Genomic DNA, 17,269 nt, shown 5'->3' with positions numbered 1-17,269 from the left:
GGATCAGCTTTCCGGCGGCGCGCCGCCCGCGTCGGTTTGGGTGCGAATATAGTCCTGCATATGTGCCAGCGCGTCCGCGTCCACGGCGGGGCCTTCTGCCTCGTTCAGAATGCGCTGCCACATCTCGCTGGCGCGGGTGGTCGTGTCCTTGGCGCCGCGCTCTTCCCAGGTGCCGAAATTGGACAGATCGCCAATGAGGGGCTCGTAAAACGCCGTCTGATAGCGCTCCATGGTATGGGCCGCGCCGAAAAAATGCCCGCCCGGCTGGACTTCTGCCAAGGCATCCAGCCCGATGTCGGCGTCCTGTGCGGGCGTCTGGGCGCAAAGCTCGGCCACCATCTGCAAGACCTCCAGATCGGTGATCAGTTTTTCATAAGAGACCGTCAGCCCGCCCTCCAGCCAGCCGGCGGCGTGGATCACCACCGTGGCTCCGGACAGAAGGCATCCCCAGGTGCCGAACTGCGTTTCACTTGCTGCCTGAACGTCATTGAGGTTGGCCGCCGACCCGCTGGCGCAGCGCCAGGGCAGGCCCAGTTTGCGCGCAAGCTGCCCTGCGGCAAGGCTGGCCTTGAAATGCTCTGGCGTGCCAAAGGCGGGCGCGCCTGATTTCATGTCCACATTCGAGGTAAACGTGCCGTAACAGACCGGTGCACCGGGGCGCACCAGTTGGGTCAGCGTGATGGCGGCCAGCGCTTCGGCATGGCTCAGCGTCATCGCCCCGGCGACGGTGATCGGTGCCATGGCCCCCATCAGCGTGAAAGGCGTGACAATGCTGACTTGCCCGGCTTTGGCGAAATCAATCAGGCCCTGTGCCATGGGGATGTCGATTGTGCGCGGGGAATTGGTGTTGATGATCGTGTAGCAATGCGACTGCGCGGCAAATTCAGCGTCGGAAAGCCCACGGAAATCGCGCAGCATCTCAAAGCTCTGCTGGACCTGTGGTGTGCCGCGCGAAAAGACGAAGGGCAGTTTGTCGGACAGGGACAATTGTGCCTGCATGGTCGCATAGTGGCGCAGATGTGTGGGTACGTCCTGTGGCTCGATCAGCGGCGGCACCATATGCAGCACGTCGAAATGCTGGGTCAGTTGGATAAGCTCGCGGAAGTCGCGTTCGGTGCCGGGCCTGCGTCCGCGCAGAATATCGGTGGCGTGTGGTGCACCGGCGCCGGGCTGAAAGACCAGATTGCCAAGTTCCAGCGTGATGTCGCGATGGGGTGCACCCGCCTTGACGGGGATCGAAGTTGGGGCGCTGGCGAGAGCCGCCGCCACGATGTCGCGCCCGATAAAAACCATCTCGCGCGTGTCATCGACGGTTGCACCACCCGCGCGCAGGAATCGCCGCGCCTCCGGCAGCAGGACCTTGATACCAAGGGTTTCAAGCACGTTGAGTGCTGCCTCGTGAATGGCCTCGATCCGGTCATCACTGAACACCGACATGGGCGGGAAAGGGTTGCGCAGGGTGCGGTAATCGACCTTGCGCACCGCATGGGCATGCGCCCCGCCGCCCCGCCGCGTGCGTCTGCGGCCCGTGTTTTCGCGCAGCGTCATTCCCGCATCACCTTTCCGTCCGGATCATAGGGGGAGGCGGGGATGACGCGGGCGGCGCGTTCAATACCCACCACATGCACCGACACTTCCGTTCCCGGGGTGGCCTGATCCCGGTCGATCAGCGCCATGGCCAGCGATTTGCCGGTTGTGTGACCAAAACCGCCCGAGGTCACGAACCCGACCTGAGTGCCGTTGGACCAGATCGGCTCATAGCCGCTGGCATCAGCACCCTCCGCCGCGATTTCCAGCGTCACCTGAACCTGCGCAGGGCCATTGCCGTCGCGCTCCGCTAAGGCGGCATCCTTGCCGACAAAGGATTTATCCCAGTCAATCCAGCGATCCATGCCCGTCATGCCGGGGGTGTAGCCTTGGGTAAATTCCGCATTCCAGATGCCGAAGCTCTTCTCCAGCCGCAGGCTCAGGAGCGCGTTGAAGCCGTATTCGCGGATGCCTTCATCCGCACCGGCCTCCAGCAGAATGCGCCTTAACGTGGCGTGATCACCCGCCCGGCAGTGGATTTCATAGCCCAGCTCACCCGCGACGGACAGCCTGCCGACCTTGCAGCGCAGCAGCCCAATGTCGAAAGCGCCGCAGCCCATGAAGGGCAGATCGGCCACCGGACCATCGGTCAGTTTTTCAATGACCCGGCGCGCGGCGGGACCGGCCAGAGAGAAGCCGCCCGTATCTTCGCCCAGATCGCGCAGCGTGACGCCATCCTCCATATGATCGTCAAACCAGCGCATGTGCCAGGCGCGCAGGTAGTAGCTGCCCATGATCCACCAGGTGCCGTCACCCCAGTTAAAGACGGTCAGATCCCCTTTGAGACGCCCGTCTTCGGCCAGCATCGGCGCAAGGCGCGCGCGGCCCGGTTTCGGCAGTTTCGAGGCCATGATACGATCCAGCCAGCGCTCTGCATTTGGCCCGGAAACCTCGAAACGCGAAAACCCGGTGATGTCGAGCAGACCCACCTTTTCGCGCACCGCCTTGCATTCCGTCGCCACGATGGCATGCGCGTTGGAGCGGCGCAGCGAGGGCGTTTCCTCAAACCCCGGTTCGGCAAAATAGAGCGGCACCTCCAGATCCCAGCTTTGCCCCCATTGGCAACCCGCAGCGGTCATATCCGCATAGGCCCCGGCGGTTTTCAACGGTCGGCCCGCAGGCAATTGTTCGTTGGGGTAGGTCATCACGAAGCGGCGGGTGTAGAACTGCCCCGTGGTCTCCTTGATGTATTGCTTGTTCTCGGCCCAGGTGCCGTAACGGGCCACATCCATGCCGTAGACGTCCGCTTCGGGCGCGCCGTGGATCATCCATTCGGCGAGGCTTTTGCCGACCCCGCCGCCTTGCAGGAAACCGGCCATGACCGCGCAGGCCGACCAGTAGCCGCGTTTACCCGGCACCGGGCCCACCAGCGGATTGCCATCGGGCGAGAAAGTGAAGGCACCGTTGACCCATGTTTTGACGCCGACCTCCTGCAGGCAGGGGTAACGCTCAAACCCGAGGGTCAGTTCATTTTCAATGCGGTCCGGATCTTCCTGTTGCAGCTCAAACCCGTATTCCCAGGGCGCGCCATCCATCATCCAGTGCTGGTGGTTGATTTCATAGATGCCCAGTAGCACGCCTTTCTGATCCTGTCGCAGATAGGTGAACCCTTCGAGATCCACGGTCATGGGCACTTCGAAATCAATCTCTTCAAGCTGCGGGATCGTGTCGGAGATCAGGTAGTGGTGATTGAGCGGGGAGACCGGCAGTTCCACCCCCGCCATACGGCCCACCTGCTTGGCCCAGAGACCCGCCGCATTGACCACATGTTCGCAGGACACCGTGCCTTTTTCCGTGACCACCTCCCAGCCTTCCAGCGTCTGGTTCAGTTCCATCACGCGGTTGTGTTCGATCACATCCGCGCCGCGCTTTTTGGCAGCCCCCGCATAGGCGTGCACGGTGCCGGTGGTGTCGATATAGCCCTCGCGGTCGGCCCACATGCCCCCCAGCAACCCCTCGCCAGACATGATCGGGTTCAGCGCCACGGCCTCCTCGACGGAGACAAGGCGGCAGTCGTGAATGCCGATGGACTGGAACGTGCGGTACGCTGACTGCAACCATTCCCAGCGATCAGGTGTTCCGGCCATGGTCAGCCCGCCAGTCATGTGCAAGCCGATGTTCTGACCGCTCTCCGCTTCGATTTCACTCAGCAGATCAATGGTGTAGGCCTGCAACTGCGCGATATTGGGGTCCGCGTTCAACGCATGAATGCCACCCGCCGCGTGCCAGCTTGACCCCGCGGTCAGCACCGAGCGCTCGATCAGGCAGACATCGCGCCAGCCCAGTTTGGCCAGATGATAAAGCACCGAAGCGCCGACAACGCCGCCCCCAATGACAACGACACGGTAATGCGATTTCATGAAGGACCCTCCCGATGCCCAGATTGCGAGCACTGTACAGTAGTGTACAATGCTGTGCAGACGCTAAGGTCAAAGGATATCGTCCGTCAAGAAATTGATTCAGATACGTGCTACCGGGGCTTTTTGGCGACGATGAATACACCCTTGCGGGGGCCGGGTTTCCAGGAGGTTTCGATGATGAAACCAGCGTCTTGCAACATCGACTGCAGCTCCTCCACCGTGAAAAACGCAACCTTCGGCAAGAGCCTCAGGGCTGAGCCAATCGCGATAATTGGCCGGAACCACGACATTTCCCCGCTCAGGCAGGCCGTGCTGGAAAAGAAATACCCACCCGGTTTGAGCATGTCAAAGGTCTTGGCGATGGCCCTGCGCTGATCCGGCAGAAGGTGCAGGATACTCATTCCCAGAACCGCGTCATAGCGATGCGCGGGGGGATCAAAGTCCTCGATCCGGTTGGTCATGAATGTCACGTTTTCGATGCCCTGATCCCGGGCTTTGTCCTGCGCGATGCGAATCATCTGTTCAGAGAAGTCCAATGCAAGGATGTGTTTCACAAATGGCGCATGGATCAGAGCGGTTGAGCCAGTGCCGCAGCCAAATTCCATGACATCCATGTGCGGTTTCAGATGAGAACGGGTGATTTTCAGTTTGCGCTCATAGGTTTCCTGATCCGCAACGAGGCTTTTGGCGTAGCGATTTGCGATCCTGTTCCAAAAACCTGATCCGGCAAATTTTTTCTGCGATGTGATAGGGGCGGTCGTCATTTGGTTACCTCAAGCAATTGCAATGCGGAGGTTTAGCTCTGCGTTGATGGAAAATAAATTGACGAATTTCGCGTTGTTGATATGCATTTTTGCATGGATTGGAGGTCAATGAAATTCGACTGGAACCGCGCCCGCGCGTTTCTGGTTACCGCGGAAGAGGGCTCGCTTTCGGCGGCGGCGCGCGCTTTGGGTGTGACGCAACCAACGCTGGGACGACAGGTCGCAGCATTGGAGGAAGAACTGGGCGTGCTGCTTTTCGACCGTGTCGGGCGTGGGCTGACGCTGACGGCCAATGGTCTGGCGTTGGTCGATCATGTGCGCGCCATGGGTGAAGCCGCCAGCCACATCTCCATGACGGCCTCAGGGCAGGCCACGACCATCGAAGGCACGGTGCGGGTCACCGCGACGGAAGTCGCTTCGGCCTATCTGCTTCCCCCAATGATCGCCGGATTGCGCAAGAAGCACCCGGGCATCGAAATCGAGCTTGTCGCGACCAACAACATGCGTGATTTGCGACGTCGCGAGGCTGATATCGCCATCCGCACGGTGCGTCCGACCGACCCCCAACTCATCGCCCGCAAACTTACCCGCGAAGCTGCCCATCTATACGCCAGTCGTGACTACCTCGATCAGCATGGGCCGTTTCAATCTGCGGAAGCCTTGTCGTCGGCGGAGTTTTTGGGGTTCGAAGACAATGAAGATTTCGTCGAGGCGCTCAATAACTTCGGGTTGCGATTGAGCGACGCGCAGTTTCCGGTTCGAACGGCGGCGCATTTGGTGCAATGGCAAATGGTTCGCGAAGGAATGGGCATCGGGGTTATGGCTGCGCGCATCGGGGACGCGGACCCAGAGGTTGCACGCGCCGCGCCCTGGTTGCCAGCCTTTGAATATGATGTATGGCTTGTTGCCCATCGGGAGGTCAACTCAAGTCGCCGCGTGCGACTGGTCTTTGACTGGCTGGTCGCGCAATATAAAGCGCTCCCCGCAGTTGCGTGATTTGCCTTATCGGGGTTGGTCGACTTGCCTGGGCCGCCTAAAAGGAAGAGCATTGCAAAAGAGGCCCGACCACGTTGAGGCAGACAGAGGAGGGGACGCAGATGAATTTGGGGCAGAGCAGTGCCGACCGTGTCTATCATGCAGTGCGGGACATGGCCGTCGCCTTTGCTTTCAAACCGGGTGAGCGGATCAACGAGTTAAATCTGGCGAAAACGCTGGGCACCAGCCGAACGCCTCTGCGGGAGGCGCTTAACCGGTTGTCAGCCGAAGGTTTCCTGACCTTTCAGACCGGACAGGGGTTTTCCTGCAGGTCGCTGGACCCCGGTGATATTCTCGATCTCTATGAGGCGCGACAAGCGGTGGAATGTGAGGCGGTCTGGCTCGCGGCGGGCCGGGCCACAGATGACGACATTGACGCCATCATAGCTTTTCTCGAACAGACCGAGCAGCAATATCACGATGGTTCACCGGTGGAGACGCTGGTCAATCTGGACGAAGAATTCCACATGCGGATGGTTCGCCTGTCGGGCAATCGTGAGATGGCGCGGCTGCTTGCCAATCTGAACGCGCGACTGCGCTTTGTGCGCTGGATCGACATGGAAGAATTGCACGGCATCACCCCGCGGCATCATTTTCAGATCATCACCGCGCTTCAGGCCCGCGACGGCGAAGCGGCTGTTGCTGCAATGCGCGACCACATCACCCGGCGCAGGGAGCAGGCCACTGAAGCGGCGCGCAAAGCCGTGCTGCGGCTTTACGTTCCGGGATAGGATCATTCTCGGATTTCAGCTTTTTGGCGGTTGCCAATGGTGCTTGAACCGGCTTTGCATGGCGCATCTGACATGCGTTGAATGAAGACATCGGGGAGGGGCGCCATGGATCGCATCGTGGTTTTGGGATTGGGCAAGGTCGGCACATTGGCGGGCGAGTTGCTGCACGACGCTGGCTTTGCCGTCACCGGCATTGATGTGCGTGCCAAATCGCGGGAGTTGCCGTTTATGACAAAGGTCCTGGACCTGTCCGATCCCGCGAAATTTGCGCCGGAGCTTCAGGCCGCTGATGCGGTCCTGTCCTGCTTGCCCTATCATCTGAACACACCGGTTGCGGAGATTGCTCATGCTGTCGGTATTCACTACTTCGACCTCACCGAAGATGTGCCTACGACCAAGGCGATCATGGAATTGTCGGAAACCTCCAAGGGGCTGATGGCTCCGCAATGTGGTCTTGCACCGGGGTTTGTCGGGATTGTCGGGGCCGATCTGATTGGTCAGTTTTCCGAATGCAGGGCCTGCAAGATGCGCGTTGGTGCCTTGCCGCAGAATCCGACCGGACTGATGGGTTATTCCTTCAATTGGTCGCCGGAAGGTGTCGTAAATGAATATCTCAACGATTGCGAAGTGCTGGAGGACGGCGAAATCAAGACCGTGTCCCCGATGGAGTGGATCGAGAAGCTCTATATTGATGGCACCGAGCTGGAGGCTTTTACTACTTCGGGTGGTCTCGGCACCATGTGCGACACCTATCTGGGGAGAGTGCCCAACATTGACTACAAGACCATGCGGTATCCGGGGCATGTGGATTTGATGAATTTCTTCTTTCACGAACTGCTGATGCGCGACCGGCGCAAGCAGGCCGGCGAAATTCTGGTCAACGCCAAGCCCCCTGTCGAAGACGATATCGTCTATGTGCATGTTTCGGCCGAAGGGTTGATCGAAGACAAGCTTGCGCGCCGCGAATTTGTGCGGGGCTACAAACCGATCACGCTGGCCGGGCATCGGCGTACGGCAATTGCCTGGACCACCGCGTCCTCAGTGGTTGGGATCATAGAGATGGTGCGCGACGGGACCCTGCCCAACGCCGGTTTCCTGAAACAGGAAGAGGTGCCCCTCGCTGCATTCTTGAAGACGCGCACCGGATCTGCCTATGCCGATCATGGCGCTTACTGAGACAGGAAGCCCTGGCGCGGATCATCCAGTTCGCTGGGGAAACGTCGCGGTGACAGGGCTGCCTGAAACCAGGTGACCAAGGTGTAGATCGAATAGACCGGCAAACCCGTCGCCAGCCGGATGTCGCGGGCGTAGGGAACCATATTGGTACATTCCAGAACGATGGCGCCGATGCCGTCATGTGATGCGACCAGTGATCGCGCGGCATCAATGAGGTCACACCTGCAAGCGTCAAAGTCGATCTCGTTGTGATCTGATAGGATCGCTTCGGAAAAGCACCTGCCTGCATCCGTTCCCATAATAGGTGTATCCAGTGGCACACCCGCACCGGCAAGATGGTCGGGTGTCAAACTGTCTTTCGAGATCGTCAAAACGCCAACCCGCCGACCGGGTGGAAGCGTTTGGGCGATCATCGGCACCTGCATCAGCGACGAACTGGCAACCGGGACGCCCAGAGCGGTCTTGAGGTCGTCCTGAATTATGGAAAGGAACCCGCAGTTGGTCACGATCCCGTCGCACCCCATTTGAACAAGCGCCTGTGCTTCGCGGATAAACGCGTCTCGCATGGCGCGCGCATCGTGGCGCACGATCAGATCAGGCGTTGCCCCCTGCACAATGCGGTAATGCACGGGGAAGGGCCATGTGGTCGCGTTGCCAATGTCGCCGGGAATACGGGGGAATCTGGTTTCCAGCATCAGGATGCCGACAGTGGCACCGTAAACTGTTTTACCACCCTGCTGAAGGGCCATGCAGGCTATCTCCGAGTTGATCAACCGGCTTTCCGCATAACATGAACAATGTGGTTCGGACAGGGCGAATGATTGCTTGAAACAAAATTGTATACAGGTATGCATACAATTGAACCGAAAGGGCTCACCGGGAGAATCACCATGGCCAACACCCTCAATGGCGCGGAAGCGATGATCCGCATGCTCGACGCCCACAAAGTGCGTCACGTGTTCGGGCTTTGCGGGGACACCAGCCTGCCGCTTTATGATGCCATGCGTGGGATGAACCACGGGATCACCCATGTTCTGACGCGGGATGAACGTTCTGCGGCCTATATGGCGGATGGGTATTCCCGCGTTACCGGTCGACCGGGCGTGTGCGAGGGCCCTTCCGGAGGTGGGGCTACCTACATCCTGCCCGGGTTGATCGAAGCAAGTGAAAGCTCATATGCGGTCTTGGGCCTGACGACGGACATCTCGGTTGGCACCTACGGAAAATACCCGCTGACCGAAGTGGATCAGGAGGCGCTCATGCGCCCGGTCACAAAATGGAATACGGTCATCAAACAGGCGGCCCATGTGCCGCGCATGGTACGTATGGCATTCAGGGCGATGACCACGGGCCGGCCCGGGGCGGCGCATCTGGGGCTTCCCTACGACATCCAGTATGATCCGGTCGATCCTGATGATATCTGGGCAGATCCGATGCACCAGAGCTATCCGGCCTATCCCACGGCTGCCGCGCCGGGTGCCGTTGAGGCCGCGATTGACGCGATCCTGTCAGCCAACTCCCCGGTGATCGTCTGTGGGGGCGGTGTCGTTATTGCAGGTGCCATGGAGGAGCTCGACAGGCTTGCGACCCGGCTTGATATCCCCGTGGTCACCTCCATTTCCGGTCAGGGATCGCTAGCTGAGACGCATGCTTGCGCCGTTGGCGTTGTCGGCTCCAATGGTGGGACTGATGAAACCTGGGAGGCCATGGCAGAGGCGGATCTCGTGGTGTTCATGGGATGTCGGGCCGGGTCCACCACCACCGCACGCTGGGAAGCCCCGAGGCCCGGCAGCCGGATCATACATTTTGACAGCGATCCAATGGTAATCGGGGCAAATTACCGCACTGAGGTGGGCGTTGTTGCCGATCTGCGCCTCGCGCTCGCAGAGGCCAATAGTCTTCTGGACGCGCGGGGTCAGGGGCACGCCACCTTTGGTGGTGCGGCCGCGGCAGCGGAGATCAAACGCCGCAAGTTTGCGGCATTCCACAAGCTGGCGGCAAGCGATGAGACCCCCATCCGCCCGGAACGCGTGATCGATACCTTGCAGAAACTGCTTCCCGCAGACGCCACGGTCGTTTCAGATCCGGGCACCAGTTGTCCCTATTTCTCGGCCTACTACCAACTGCCACAGGCCGGGCGTCACTTCATCACCAACCGTGCCCATGGCGCTTTGGGCTATGCAATGTCGGCAGCTCTGGGGGCGTGGTTCGGGCGACCGGGCAGCAAGGTCTTGGCGCTGATGGGGGATGGGTCATTCGGGTTCACCTGCGGGGAGCTTGAAACCATCTGCCGGGCGCGCGCCAATATCACCTATGTCGTGTTTTCCAACAGCGCGTTCGGGTGGATCAAGGCCAGCCAGAAAGATGATAAGGGCGCGCGCTACCACAATGTGGATTTCACCCGTGTGGATCAGGCTGCGGTGGCTGCGGCCTATGGTGTCATCTCCTGGAAGGTGGAGGCCCCTCAGGACCTCGAGGCGGTGATGCGCAGGGCGATTGCTCATGAGGGCCCGTCTCTGGTCGATGTGGTGACCCAACCCCTGGAGGAAAGCAATGCACCTGTGCGCCGCTGGATGGGGTGATCTGCCCCCTATCAGAGAATCGATTGACGCTATGAAATCTGTGGTCAATGTGATCTCGGGATCGGTTCAATAGGTGGGGCATGGCTCAAAAAATCGTTATTATCGGCGCAGGCATCGTGGGGGTCTCCACCGGTATCTGGTTGCGCAGATATGGGCTGGATGTCACGCTACTCGACCGCGCAGCGCCAGGGCAGGGCACCTCTTATGGCAATGCCGGTGTTCTCGCCGCCTGTTCGATGGTGCCAGTAACCGCACCCGGTCTGATCTACAAAGGGCCTGGGATGCTGCTGAACCCGGATTTCCCGCTGTTTCTCAAGTGGCGATATCTGCCGAAAGTTGTGCCTTGGCTGATGCGCTATCTGAGCCATGCCAATGACGCGGATACGCGGCGCATTGCGCGGGGCCTCACGCCGATCGTCAGCGACGCTGTGGAACAGCACAAGGCGCTGACCCGCGGGACGGAGGCTGAAAGCTGGGTCACTGACAGCGAATACCACTTTGCCTACAAGGATACCGCCGCCTTTGAAGCGGACAACTATGTGTGGTCTTTGCGCCGTGATGCAGGGTTTGAACCGATATTGCGTGCAGGCAAGGAGGTGCAGGAACATGAACCCAATCTTTCCCCTGCGATTGGCTGTCTGGCCACAATGAAAAATCATGGGTTCATTCGCGACCCCGGCGGTTATGTGGCGGCGCTGGCCCGCGTTTTCCAGAGCGAAGGTGGGGTGATCAGCACAGCGGAAGTGGTCGATTTCGACATGGCCGACGGCGTGATCAAAGGGGTGGTCACCAAGGCGGGCCGACTGGTCTGCGACCGCGTTATTCTGGCAACCGGCGTGTGGTCAAAACCGCTGATGAAAAAGCTTGGGATTTCTGTCCCGCTGGAAAGTGAACGTGGGTATCACATCGTGTTTGAAGGTGCGGAAAATGGCCCCCGCGCCCCGATGATGGTCACCAGCGGTAAATTCGTGGCCACCCCCATGGCGGCGGGGTTGCGCTGTGCCGGTGTGGTGGAGTTCGGCGGGCTTGAAGCCGGTCCTTCGAAAGCGCCGCTTGAGTTGTTGCGCCGGAAGGTTGCCGAGGCCTTCCCTGATCTGAACTATGCAGGTCAGCAGGAGTGGCTGGGGCATCGTCCTGCGCCAGCGGACAGTCTGCCGTTGATCGGAGAAGTTGCCAATTCAGGCGTGCTCGCGGCCTTTGGCCATCACCACATCGGCCTGACGGGTGGCCCAAAAACCGGCCGTCTTGTGGCGGGGATGCTGACGGGACGTGGCGCAAACATCGACTTGGACATTTACAGCCCGAATAGGTTTTCGAAGGGCTAGACATCGGCTTCCCTATCTTCAAAAGTAGTTTGCAAAGTTTTGGGTGTAACTTTGCAAACCCATAATTCGTTGAAAATATTGAGAGTAACGTCTGGTCGGTTGCTCCTCGACCGCTAGGGCCGGGTTTTCGGGGTCGATAACGCGCAAATTGCCGCTTCAAAAAACACGCTGAAATTCAGGCGTTGACATACCTGATTAAATCTATCAGGTATAAGGGGAGTTCCAGCCACCCCAATATCATCAGGGGAAGCCCGACATTGTAGCGATGAAAGGACTTCCAGGATGGCTAGAGAAACTCGAGAATTGACTGATTTCCAGACAAGCCCAAGCCCACAGTTCGGCGGCACTTCGATTTTGGCGGAGCTGTTATGGCAGACGGATCGGCTGGCGGGCTTCAATATGGAATGGGTCATCGATCGGCTCGATCCGCCAGCGGGGCGTAAATGATGTCCTTTCATTCCGTCAATGAACGCCCGCATCCCCCTGCCCAGCAGGCACCGACATATGATGCAAGCGAACTGACCAAAGGTGGTGGATTGGCTCAAATCATCTATGAGGATAAAATCTACGTGTTGCGGATCACGCGCGCCGGCAAGCTGATCCTGACAAAATGAACGAAAACACAGAGAGACGCGGCGGCGCGGCGGTTGGCTTCCTGACAGAGCTAACCAGTATCGAGGCGGCTTCCATCATCTATCTCAGATTATGGAGCGAAGGGCCGCAAAGGCAGGCGGAGGTCTGCAGCGATCTTGCAAGATTTTTGGGGGACGCGCATGGGCTCAAAGCCATGCGGGTTTTCGAGCAACTGTTGGAACTTTGCGGTCGGCACGGACGTCGTCCGCTAATGCGGCACGCAGTGGAATGCCGTTGCATTGGCGCAGATGAGGCTTGTTTTGCCAATTTCGTGGCGATTGCTGCGGAAGGCGATCGTGAAGACGCATTGCTCATCGCCACGCTGCTGGTCCGTCCGGATGTCGCCCCGCTTGTTGCGTCATTGGCATCGGATTTCGGCCTTGCTTTGAAACGGATGGACATGAAATCTCCGCGCGACATGGCACCAGATGGCCACGCAGGGGTTACAATTCACTGACCTATTGCAAATGACTTGGGACGTTGGGTCACGCCCGGCTGCGGCGTTATCGACACGATTGCCGCCGAAAACCCTTCAGATCATCTCGGTGGGCGGTCCAAAACGATCCAGCAATCTTTCCTTGATCTGGTCGCGCGCCTGCCGATAGCTGACAAGCTTTGCTTCGCGGCTTTCTCCAAGCCCGGTCGGGTCGAGGATGGGCCAATACTCCACTTCAAGATGATAAAACCGCGTCAAATCGAGCGCCCTGCGTTGCGATGCAGGGCTCAGCGCGATGACCAGATCAAAAGAGCCAAGATCATCTCCCCAGTTTTCCATTTCGTCAAAGCTGCGGCTGCGATGGCGCGACAATTCCACATCCATCTCCTGACAGACCGCAATGGAAAACCCATCAATCTCCATGTCATTGGTGACGCCTGCAGATTGGACATAGGTGCCGGTGCCATAGAGCTTCTTCATGATCCCTTCGGCCATTGGCGAGCGCACTGCATTGTGATCGCAGCAAAACAATACCGACTGAGGAAGCTCGTTGCTCATTCAGCCCCCGAAGTGCAGGACGCAGATCAGCGTGAACAGGCGCCGCGCGGTGTCGACATCAACCTCCGCTTTGCCTTCGAGGCGTTCCTGCAGCACGCGGGAACCTTCGTTGTGAATGCCGCGCCGCGCCATATCAATGGTCTCGATCTGACTGGGGGGCAATTTCTTTACAGCTTCAAAATAGCTTTCGCAAATCTGGAAATAGTCCTTGACCACCTGTCTGAACGGCCCCAGCGAAAGGTGAAATTCCGCAGCCTTTTCAGCATCTTCCGTGTTCACGTCAAAGACGAGCCGCTTTTCCTTGATGGCGAGCCCCACATGATAGGGACCGGGCGGGATGTTGCGACCCTCACGATCGGGCAGCACAAAGGTGTTGTCTTCCAGCAGGTCAAACATGGCGACGCGGCGCTCTTGTTCGATTTCGGGTGTGGGGGGAGGCAGGCCGGAATCGTCGAGGATGATATTGGAAATACGGGACATGATGGGATTCTTTACACGAAAAGCGAACTGGCAATGCTTAGCGCAGGTCCTTGCCCAAGAGCAATGACCAAGGCGGCGGTCACGAAGGATCGTTCAGTTTGCGCAGCCTTGCGGTGACCGACAAACCGTGGGCTTCAAGGCTTTCGGTCTGCGCAAGCGTTTCAGCAGCCGGGCCAATGGCCCGCAGAGCGCCCGGCGTCATCCGCGCAAGCGTAGTGCGTTTCATGAAATCGAGCACGGACAAGCCGGAGGAAAAACGTGCTGATCGCGCGGTGGGCAGTACATGGTTGGGCCCGCCGATGTAATCGCCGATGGCTTCAGGCGTCCATTGACCCAGAAATATCGCACCTGCATGGGCAATCTGCGCGCTCAGAGCATCAGGATCGGCCACGCAAAGTTCGAGATGCTCAGGGGCAATCCGGTCCGACAATGCCGCCGCAGTTGGCAGATCGGGGACGATGATGACGGCACCGAAATCGCGCCAGCTTGCCGATGCAATCGCGCGTCGGTCAAGCGTTTGCAGGCGGGCCTCAATCGCATGCGCAACCGCTTGGCCGAAGTCGGGATCAGTGGTGATCAGGATCGACTGCGCGCTTTCATCGTGTTCAGCCTGGCTCAGCAGATCAAGTGCGATCCAGTCGGGGTCATTATCCGCATCGGCAATCACCAGAATTTCGGAAGGTCCGGCGATCATGTCGATACCCACCTTGCCAAAAACGCGCCGTTTTGCGGCGGCAACAAAAGCATTGCCGGGTCCGGTGATCTTGTCGACCGGTGCAATGGTCCGGGTTCCGTAGGCCAGCGCTGCAATCGCCTGCGCCCCTCCGATACGGTAAATTTCGTCTACGCCGGCCAATTGTGCCGCCGCCAATACCATCGGATTGAGCGCCCCGTCCGGGGTCGGCACCACCATGGCCAGCCGTGGCACTCCGGCGACCTTGGCTGGGATCGCGTTCATCAGCACTGATGAAGGGTAAGAGGCGAGCCCACCAGGCACGTAGAGCCCGGCGGCCGCCACCGGGGTCCAGCGCCATCCCAATGTGGCCCCTTCCGCATCGCTCCATTGCGCATCCTCGGGACGTTGCCTTTCGTGATAGGCCCGAATGCGGTCTGCCGCCAGCGTCAGAGCGTCGCGTTGTTCACGCGGTACAGAGGCCGCGGCGGCGTCGATTTCATCCTGTTGGATCTGCAATGTTTCACAGGTCAGCGAAAGTCGGTCAAAACGCTCGGTCAACTCTATCACCGCCGCGTCGCCCCGCGCGCGCACATCTGTAATGATCTGTGCAACCACGTCGTCGACATCGGGGCTGTCTTCCCGCTTTGCGCTGAGCAATTGCAGAAAAGCCGCCTCAAAATCAGCGTCATTTGCGTTCAGAAAGACGGGCATTGTCGGACCTCTGACGGGCCACCCCAAGGTTCATGGCAGGGGGCGGGAATGAGCAGGAAGGGTGGGGTTACTCCGGGTGGTGCGGGGCTTTTTTGGAAGGGGCCACATAAGGTTTGGTCACGTCTTTCAGGGAGGCTTCGAGCGCCTCCACGGATAAGCGGATCGCCCCGTCTCCTGCCAGTGTCAGCAAAACATGACCTGCGGGCGCGTCGATTTCTTCGAAGACCACGGACAGAACCGACAAGACGGTATCGGCGTCCTTGCGGTCGATCCCATTGCTGGCAACGGCGCTCACGTTCTCGAAAACCAGCAAGGATTGCACACGTTCGGGCGCCGCCGTCCGCGCGGGGCCTTCTTCCCAGCGAAACCGGTTGATCAGCAGGGCAAAGCGGCGGGTCGTGCGATCCCAGCGCATTTCAGTTGCGGGAAACACCGCATCCTGCGCCAGAGCCGAGAGGACGGAGAGGTCGTCGGTATCCAGAGCCCCAAGATTGAGCGGCGTCTCACGGGCGTCTTCAAAGCGTGCGTCTGTCATGTTTCGGTGATCCGTTCGATGTTTGCGCCCACGCCGGACAGTTTGGCGACCACATGTTCATACCCACGGTCAAGATGGTAGACCCGACCGACGCGGGTTTCACCTTCGGCAGCCAACCCGGCCAGAATCAGAGACACCGACGCTCGCAAATCCGTTGCCATGACGGGCGCGCCTTTGAGCTTCTTCACGCCCTTTACGGTGGCTGTGCCGCCTTGTACGTCAATATCCGCGCCCATACGCATCAATTCGGGCGCGTGCATGAAGCGGTTCTCGAAAATCCGTTCCTCCAGCACTGACGTTCCGTTGGCGGTACATAGCAACGCCATCATCTGGGCCTGAAGATCGGTGGGAAACCCCGGGAAAGGTTCGGTGGTGACATCCACCGCACGAATGTCGCCGTTGCGGCTTTTGACGATGAGCCCATTGTCGGTCTCGGCGACGTCGATGCCGGCCGCATCAAGCTTTTCGCAAAACGCTTCGACCAGCGCCATCCGCCCGCCCAAAAGCTCCACCTCGCCACCGCAGATGGCAGGGGCCAACATGTAGGTGCCCAACTCGATGCGATCCGTGACGACCGTGTGGGTCGCCCCGCCAAGACGGTCCACCCCTTCAACGGTGATGATCGACGTACCCTCGCCTGCGATGCGCGCGCCCATGGTGCGCAGACATCGGGCGAGATCAACGATCTCAGGTTCGCGGGCGGCATTGTTCAAAACGGTCGTTCCCTTGGCAAGCGTCGCGGCCATCAGAGCATTTTCGGTGGCGCCGACAGAGGCAAATTCGAAATCAACTTCGCCCCCTTTCAAACCGCCTGGCGCCTTGGCGTGAACGTAGCCATCCTTTAGCTCAAGCTGCGCGCCCATGGCCTCCAGCGCCTTGAGATGAAGGTCGACGGGACGTGCGCCGATCGCGCAGCCGCCGGGCAAGGAGACAACCGCATGCCCTTCGCGCGCCAACATCGGGCCCAGAACCAGTATGGAAGCGCGCATCTTGCGAACGATGTCGTAATGGGCGGTGTGGTTGCTGATCGTATGGCTTGAAAGCGCGATGACCCGACCTTCCTGCAAGGAGGTCACCTCCGCGCCCAGCGATTGCAGTAGCTGCGTCATCGTCCGGATGTCGCTGAGGCGCGGGGCATTGATCAATGTGAGTGGTTCATCGGTCAGCAATGTGGCCGGCATGAGTGTCAGGCAGGCATTTTTTGCCCCCGCAATCGGAATTTGCCCGCTCAGCGGGCCGCCGCCTCTGACAAGAATGGAATCCATACGCTTATGCGTCCTTATTGTTGCCTGCGCCAGCAGACGTGCCTGTATCCCGCGCTTGATCTTTGGCCCGTGCACGACTTTGGGCCTTGCGTCGGGCAAGATTCGCCTTCAGCGCGGCTTTTAGCCTATCTTCGCGTGTCTTACCCGATTTTGCGGGTCTGCCGGGTTGATCTTCCTGCGCCATGACGCTTGTCTAACGCAGGCTGCGGGGAGGGTCCAGATTAGGCTTGCACCGATCCGCTTTAGGGTCTAATCACCCGCCACGTCGGCGCTGCTGTAGCTCAGAGGTAGAGCACTCCCTTGGTAATGGGCAGGTCCATTCCAAGTTCGTGTGTTCGAACAGTGAGTTAGAGGGGCGTGGTGAAAATTAGTAGGGTATTAGTAGGGCGTATGTCCTGATGCTCTGAAATGGATA

The 17,269-nt window shown here is 59.4% G+C and carries 17 protein-coding genes; 8 read left to right on the top strand and 9 right to left on the bottom strand.

Annotated features, from left to right (window positions below):
* Positions 1-3: 3 nt before the first annotated feature.
* The 3 genes from ACOTTU_RS13350 to ACOTTU_RS13340 all read right to left on the bottom strand — a co-directional run bounded on the left by ACOTTU_RS13350 (position 4) and on the right by ACOTTU_RS13340 (position 4,711).
* The gene (locus tag ACOTTU_RS13350) at positions 4-1,548 is read right to left on the bottom strand and encodes a trimethylamine methyltransferase family protein (RefSeq protein WP_425658695.1); all 1,545 of its coding nucleotides are present in this window, start codon (positions 1,546-1,548) and stop codon (positions 4-6) included.
* Positions 1,545-3,947 (bottom strand): GcvT family protein, encoded by a 2,403-nt coding sequence (locus ACOTTU_RS13345; protein WP_425658694.1) that lies wholly within the window; start codon positions 3,945-3,947, stop codon positions 1,545-1,547. The genes ACOTTU_RS13350 and ACOTTU_RS13345 overlap by 4 nt, the downstream gene beginning before the upstream one ends.
* Positions 3,948-4,057: 110 nt before the next feature.
* On the bottom strand, positions 4,058-4,711 hold the full coding sequence (locus ACOTTU_RS13340) for a class I SAM-dependent methyltransferase (RefSeq protein ID WP_425658692.1): 654 nt from the start codon (positions 4,709-4,711) through the stop codon (positions 4,058-4,060).
* A 93-nt stretch (positions 4,712-4,804) separates the two neighbouring features.
* On the opposite strand from ACOTTU_RS13340, the gene ACOTTU_RS13335 reads away from it, so the two are divergent.
* The 3 genes from ACOTTU_RS13335 to ACOTTU_RS13325 all read left to right on the top strand — a co-directional run bounded on the left by ACOTTU_RS13335 (position 4,805) and on the right by ACOTTU_RS13325 (position 7,653).
* Complete coding sequence (locus ACOTTU_RS13335; protein WP_425658690.1) at positions 4,805-5,707, top strand: LysR family transcriptional regulator; 903 nt, start codon at positions 4,805-4,807, stop codon at positions 5,705-5,707.
* 101 nt (positions 5,708-5,808) lie between these two features.
* On the top strand, positions 5,809-6,477 hold the full coding sequence (locus tag ACOTTU_RS13330; protein WP_425658689.1) for a GntR family transcriptional regulator: 669 nt from the start codon (positions 5,809-5,811) through the stop codon (positions 6,475-6,477).
* Positions 6,478-6,582: 105 nt separating this feature from the next.
* A complete protein-coding gene (locus tag ACOTTU_RS13325) occupies positions 6,583-7,653 on the top strand; it encodes a saccharopine dehydrogenase family protein (RefSeq protein WP_425658688.1) in 1,071 nt (356 codons plus the stop codon).
* Here the strand turns inward: ACOTTU_RS13325 and ACOTTU_RS13320 are convergent.
* Positions 7,647-8,402: an aspartate/glutamate racemase family protein gene (locus ACOTTU_RS13320; protein WP_425658686.1), complete on the bottom strand. Its 756-nt coding sequence runs from the start codon at positions 8,400-8,402 to the stop codon at positions 7,647-7,649. The two genes, ACOTTU_RS13325 and ACOTTU_RS13320, sit on opposite strands and share 7 nt — an antisense overlap.
* A gap of 141 nt (positions 8,403-8,543) precedes the next feature.
* Between ACOTTU_RS13320 and ACOTTU_RS13315 the strand changes: the two genes are divergently transcribed.
* The 5 genes from ACOTTU_RS13315 to ACOTTU_RS13295 all read left to right on the top strand — a co-directional run bounded on the left by ACOTTU_RS13315 (position 8,544) and on the right by ACOTTU_RS13295 (position 12,650).
* Positions 8,544-10,235: a thiamine pyrophosphate-binding protein gene (locus ACOTTU_RS13315; RefSeq protein WP_425658685.1), complete on the top strand. Its 1,692-nt coding sequence runs from the start codon at positions 8,544-8,546 to the stop codon at positions 10,233-10,235.
* Positions 10,236-10,315: 80 nt separating this feature from the next.
* Entirely contained in the window at positions 10,316-11,560 is a 1,245-nt protein-coding gene (locus tag ACOTTU_RS13310; RefSeq protein ID WP_425658683.1) for an NAD(P)/FAD-dependent oxidoreductase, read from the top strand.
* 282 nt (positions 11,561-11,842) lie between these two features.
* Complete coding sequence (locus ACOTTU_RS13305) at positions 11,843-12,007, top strand: hypothetical protein (RefSeq protein WP_298920522.1); 165 nt, start codon at positions 11,843-11,845, stop codon at positions 12,005-12,007.
* Positions 12,007-12,174, top strand: coding sequence for a hemin uptake protein HemP (gene hemP, locus ACOTTU_RS13300; RefSeq protein ID WP_425658966.1), 168 nt, complete (start codon positions 12,007-12,009; stop codon positions 12,172-12,174). Before ACOTTU_RS13305 ends, hemP begins: the two co-directional genes overlap by 1 nt.
* The gene (locus ACOTTU_RS13295; protein WP_425658681.1) at positions 12,171-12,650 is read left to right on the top strand and encodes a hypothetical protein; all 480 of its coding nucleotides are present in this window, start codon (positions 12,171-12,173) and stop codon (positions 12,648-12,650) included. Before hemP ends, ACOTTU_RS13295 begins: the two co-directional genes overlap by 4 nt.
* A gap of 75 nt (positions 12,651-12,725) precedes the next feature.
* Here the strand turns inward: ACOTTU_RS13295 and ACOTTU_RS13290 are convergent, their stop codons facing one another.
* The 5 genes from ACOTTU_RS13290 to murA form a co-directional block, all read right to left on the bottom strand.
* The gene (locus ACOTTU_RS13290) at positions 12,726-13,187 is read right to left on the bottom strand and encodes a low molecular weight phosphatase family protein (protein ID WP_298920528.1); all 462 of its coding nucleotides are present in this window, start codon (positions 13,185-13,187) and stop codon (positions 12,726-12,728) included.
* Complete coding sequence (locus ACOTTU_RS13285; RefSeq protein ID WP_298920530.1) at positions 13,188-13,667, bottom strand: UPF0262 family protein; 480 nt, start codon at positions 13,665-13,667, stop codon at positions 13,188-13,190.
* A gap of 79 nt (positions 13,668-13,746) precedes the next feature.
* Complete coding sequence (hisD, locus tag ACOTTU_RS13280) at positions 13,747-15,054, bottom strand: histidinol dehydrogenase (RefSeq protein ID WP_425658678.1); 1,308 nt, start codon at positions 15,052-15,054, stop codon at positions 13,747-13,749.
* 67 nt (positions 15,055-15,121) lie between these two features.
* Positions 15,122-15,589 (bottom strand): DUF2948 family protein, encoded by a 468-nt coding sequence (locus ACOTTU_RS13275; RefSeq protein ID WP_425658677.1) that lies wholly within the window; start codon positions 15,587-15,589, stop codon positions 15,122-15,124.
* Positions 15,586-16,854, bottom strand: a complete 1,269-nt coding sequence (murA, locus tag ACOTTU_RS13270) for a UDP-N-acetylglucosamine 1-carboxyvinyltransferase (RefSeq protein ID WP_425658676.1) — start codon at positions 16,852-16,854, stop codon at positions 15,586-15,588. The genes ACOTTU_RS13275 and murA overlap by 4 nt, the downstream gene beginning before the upstream one ends.
* Positions 16,855-17,269 lie beyond the last annotated feature (415 nt).

Source organism: Roseobacter sp. EG26 (assembly GCF_049830555.1).
In the GTDB taxonomy this organism is placed as follows: domain Bacteria; phylum Pseudomonadota; class Alphaproteobacteria; order Rhodobacterales; family Rhodobacteraceae; genus Roseobacter.
This window is presented reverse-complemented; position numbering and strand designations above follow the sequence as displayed.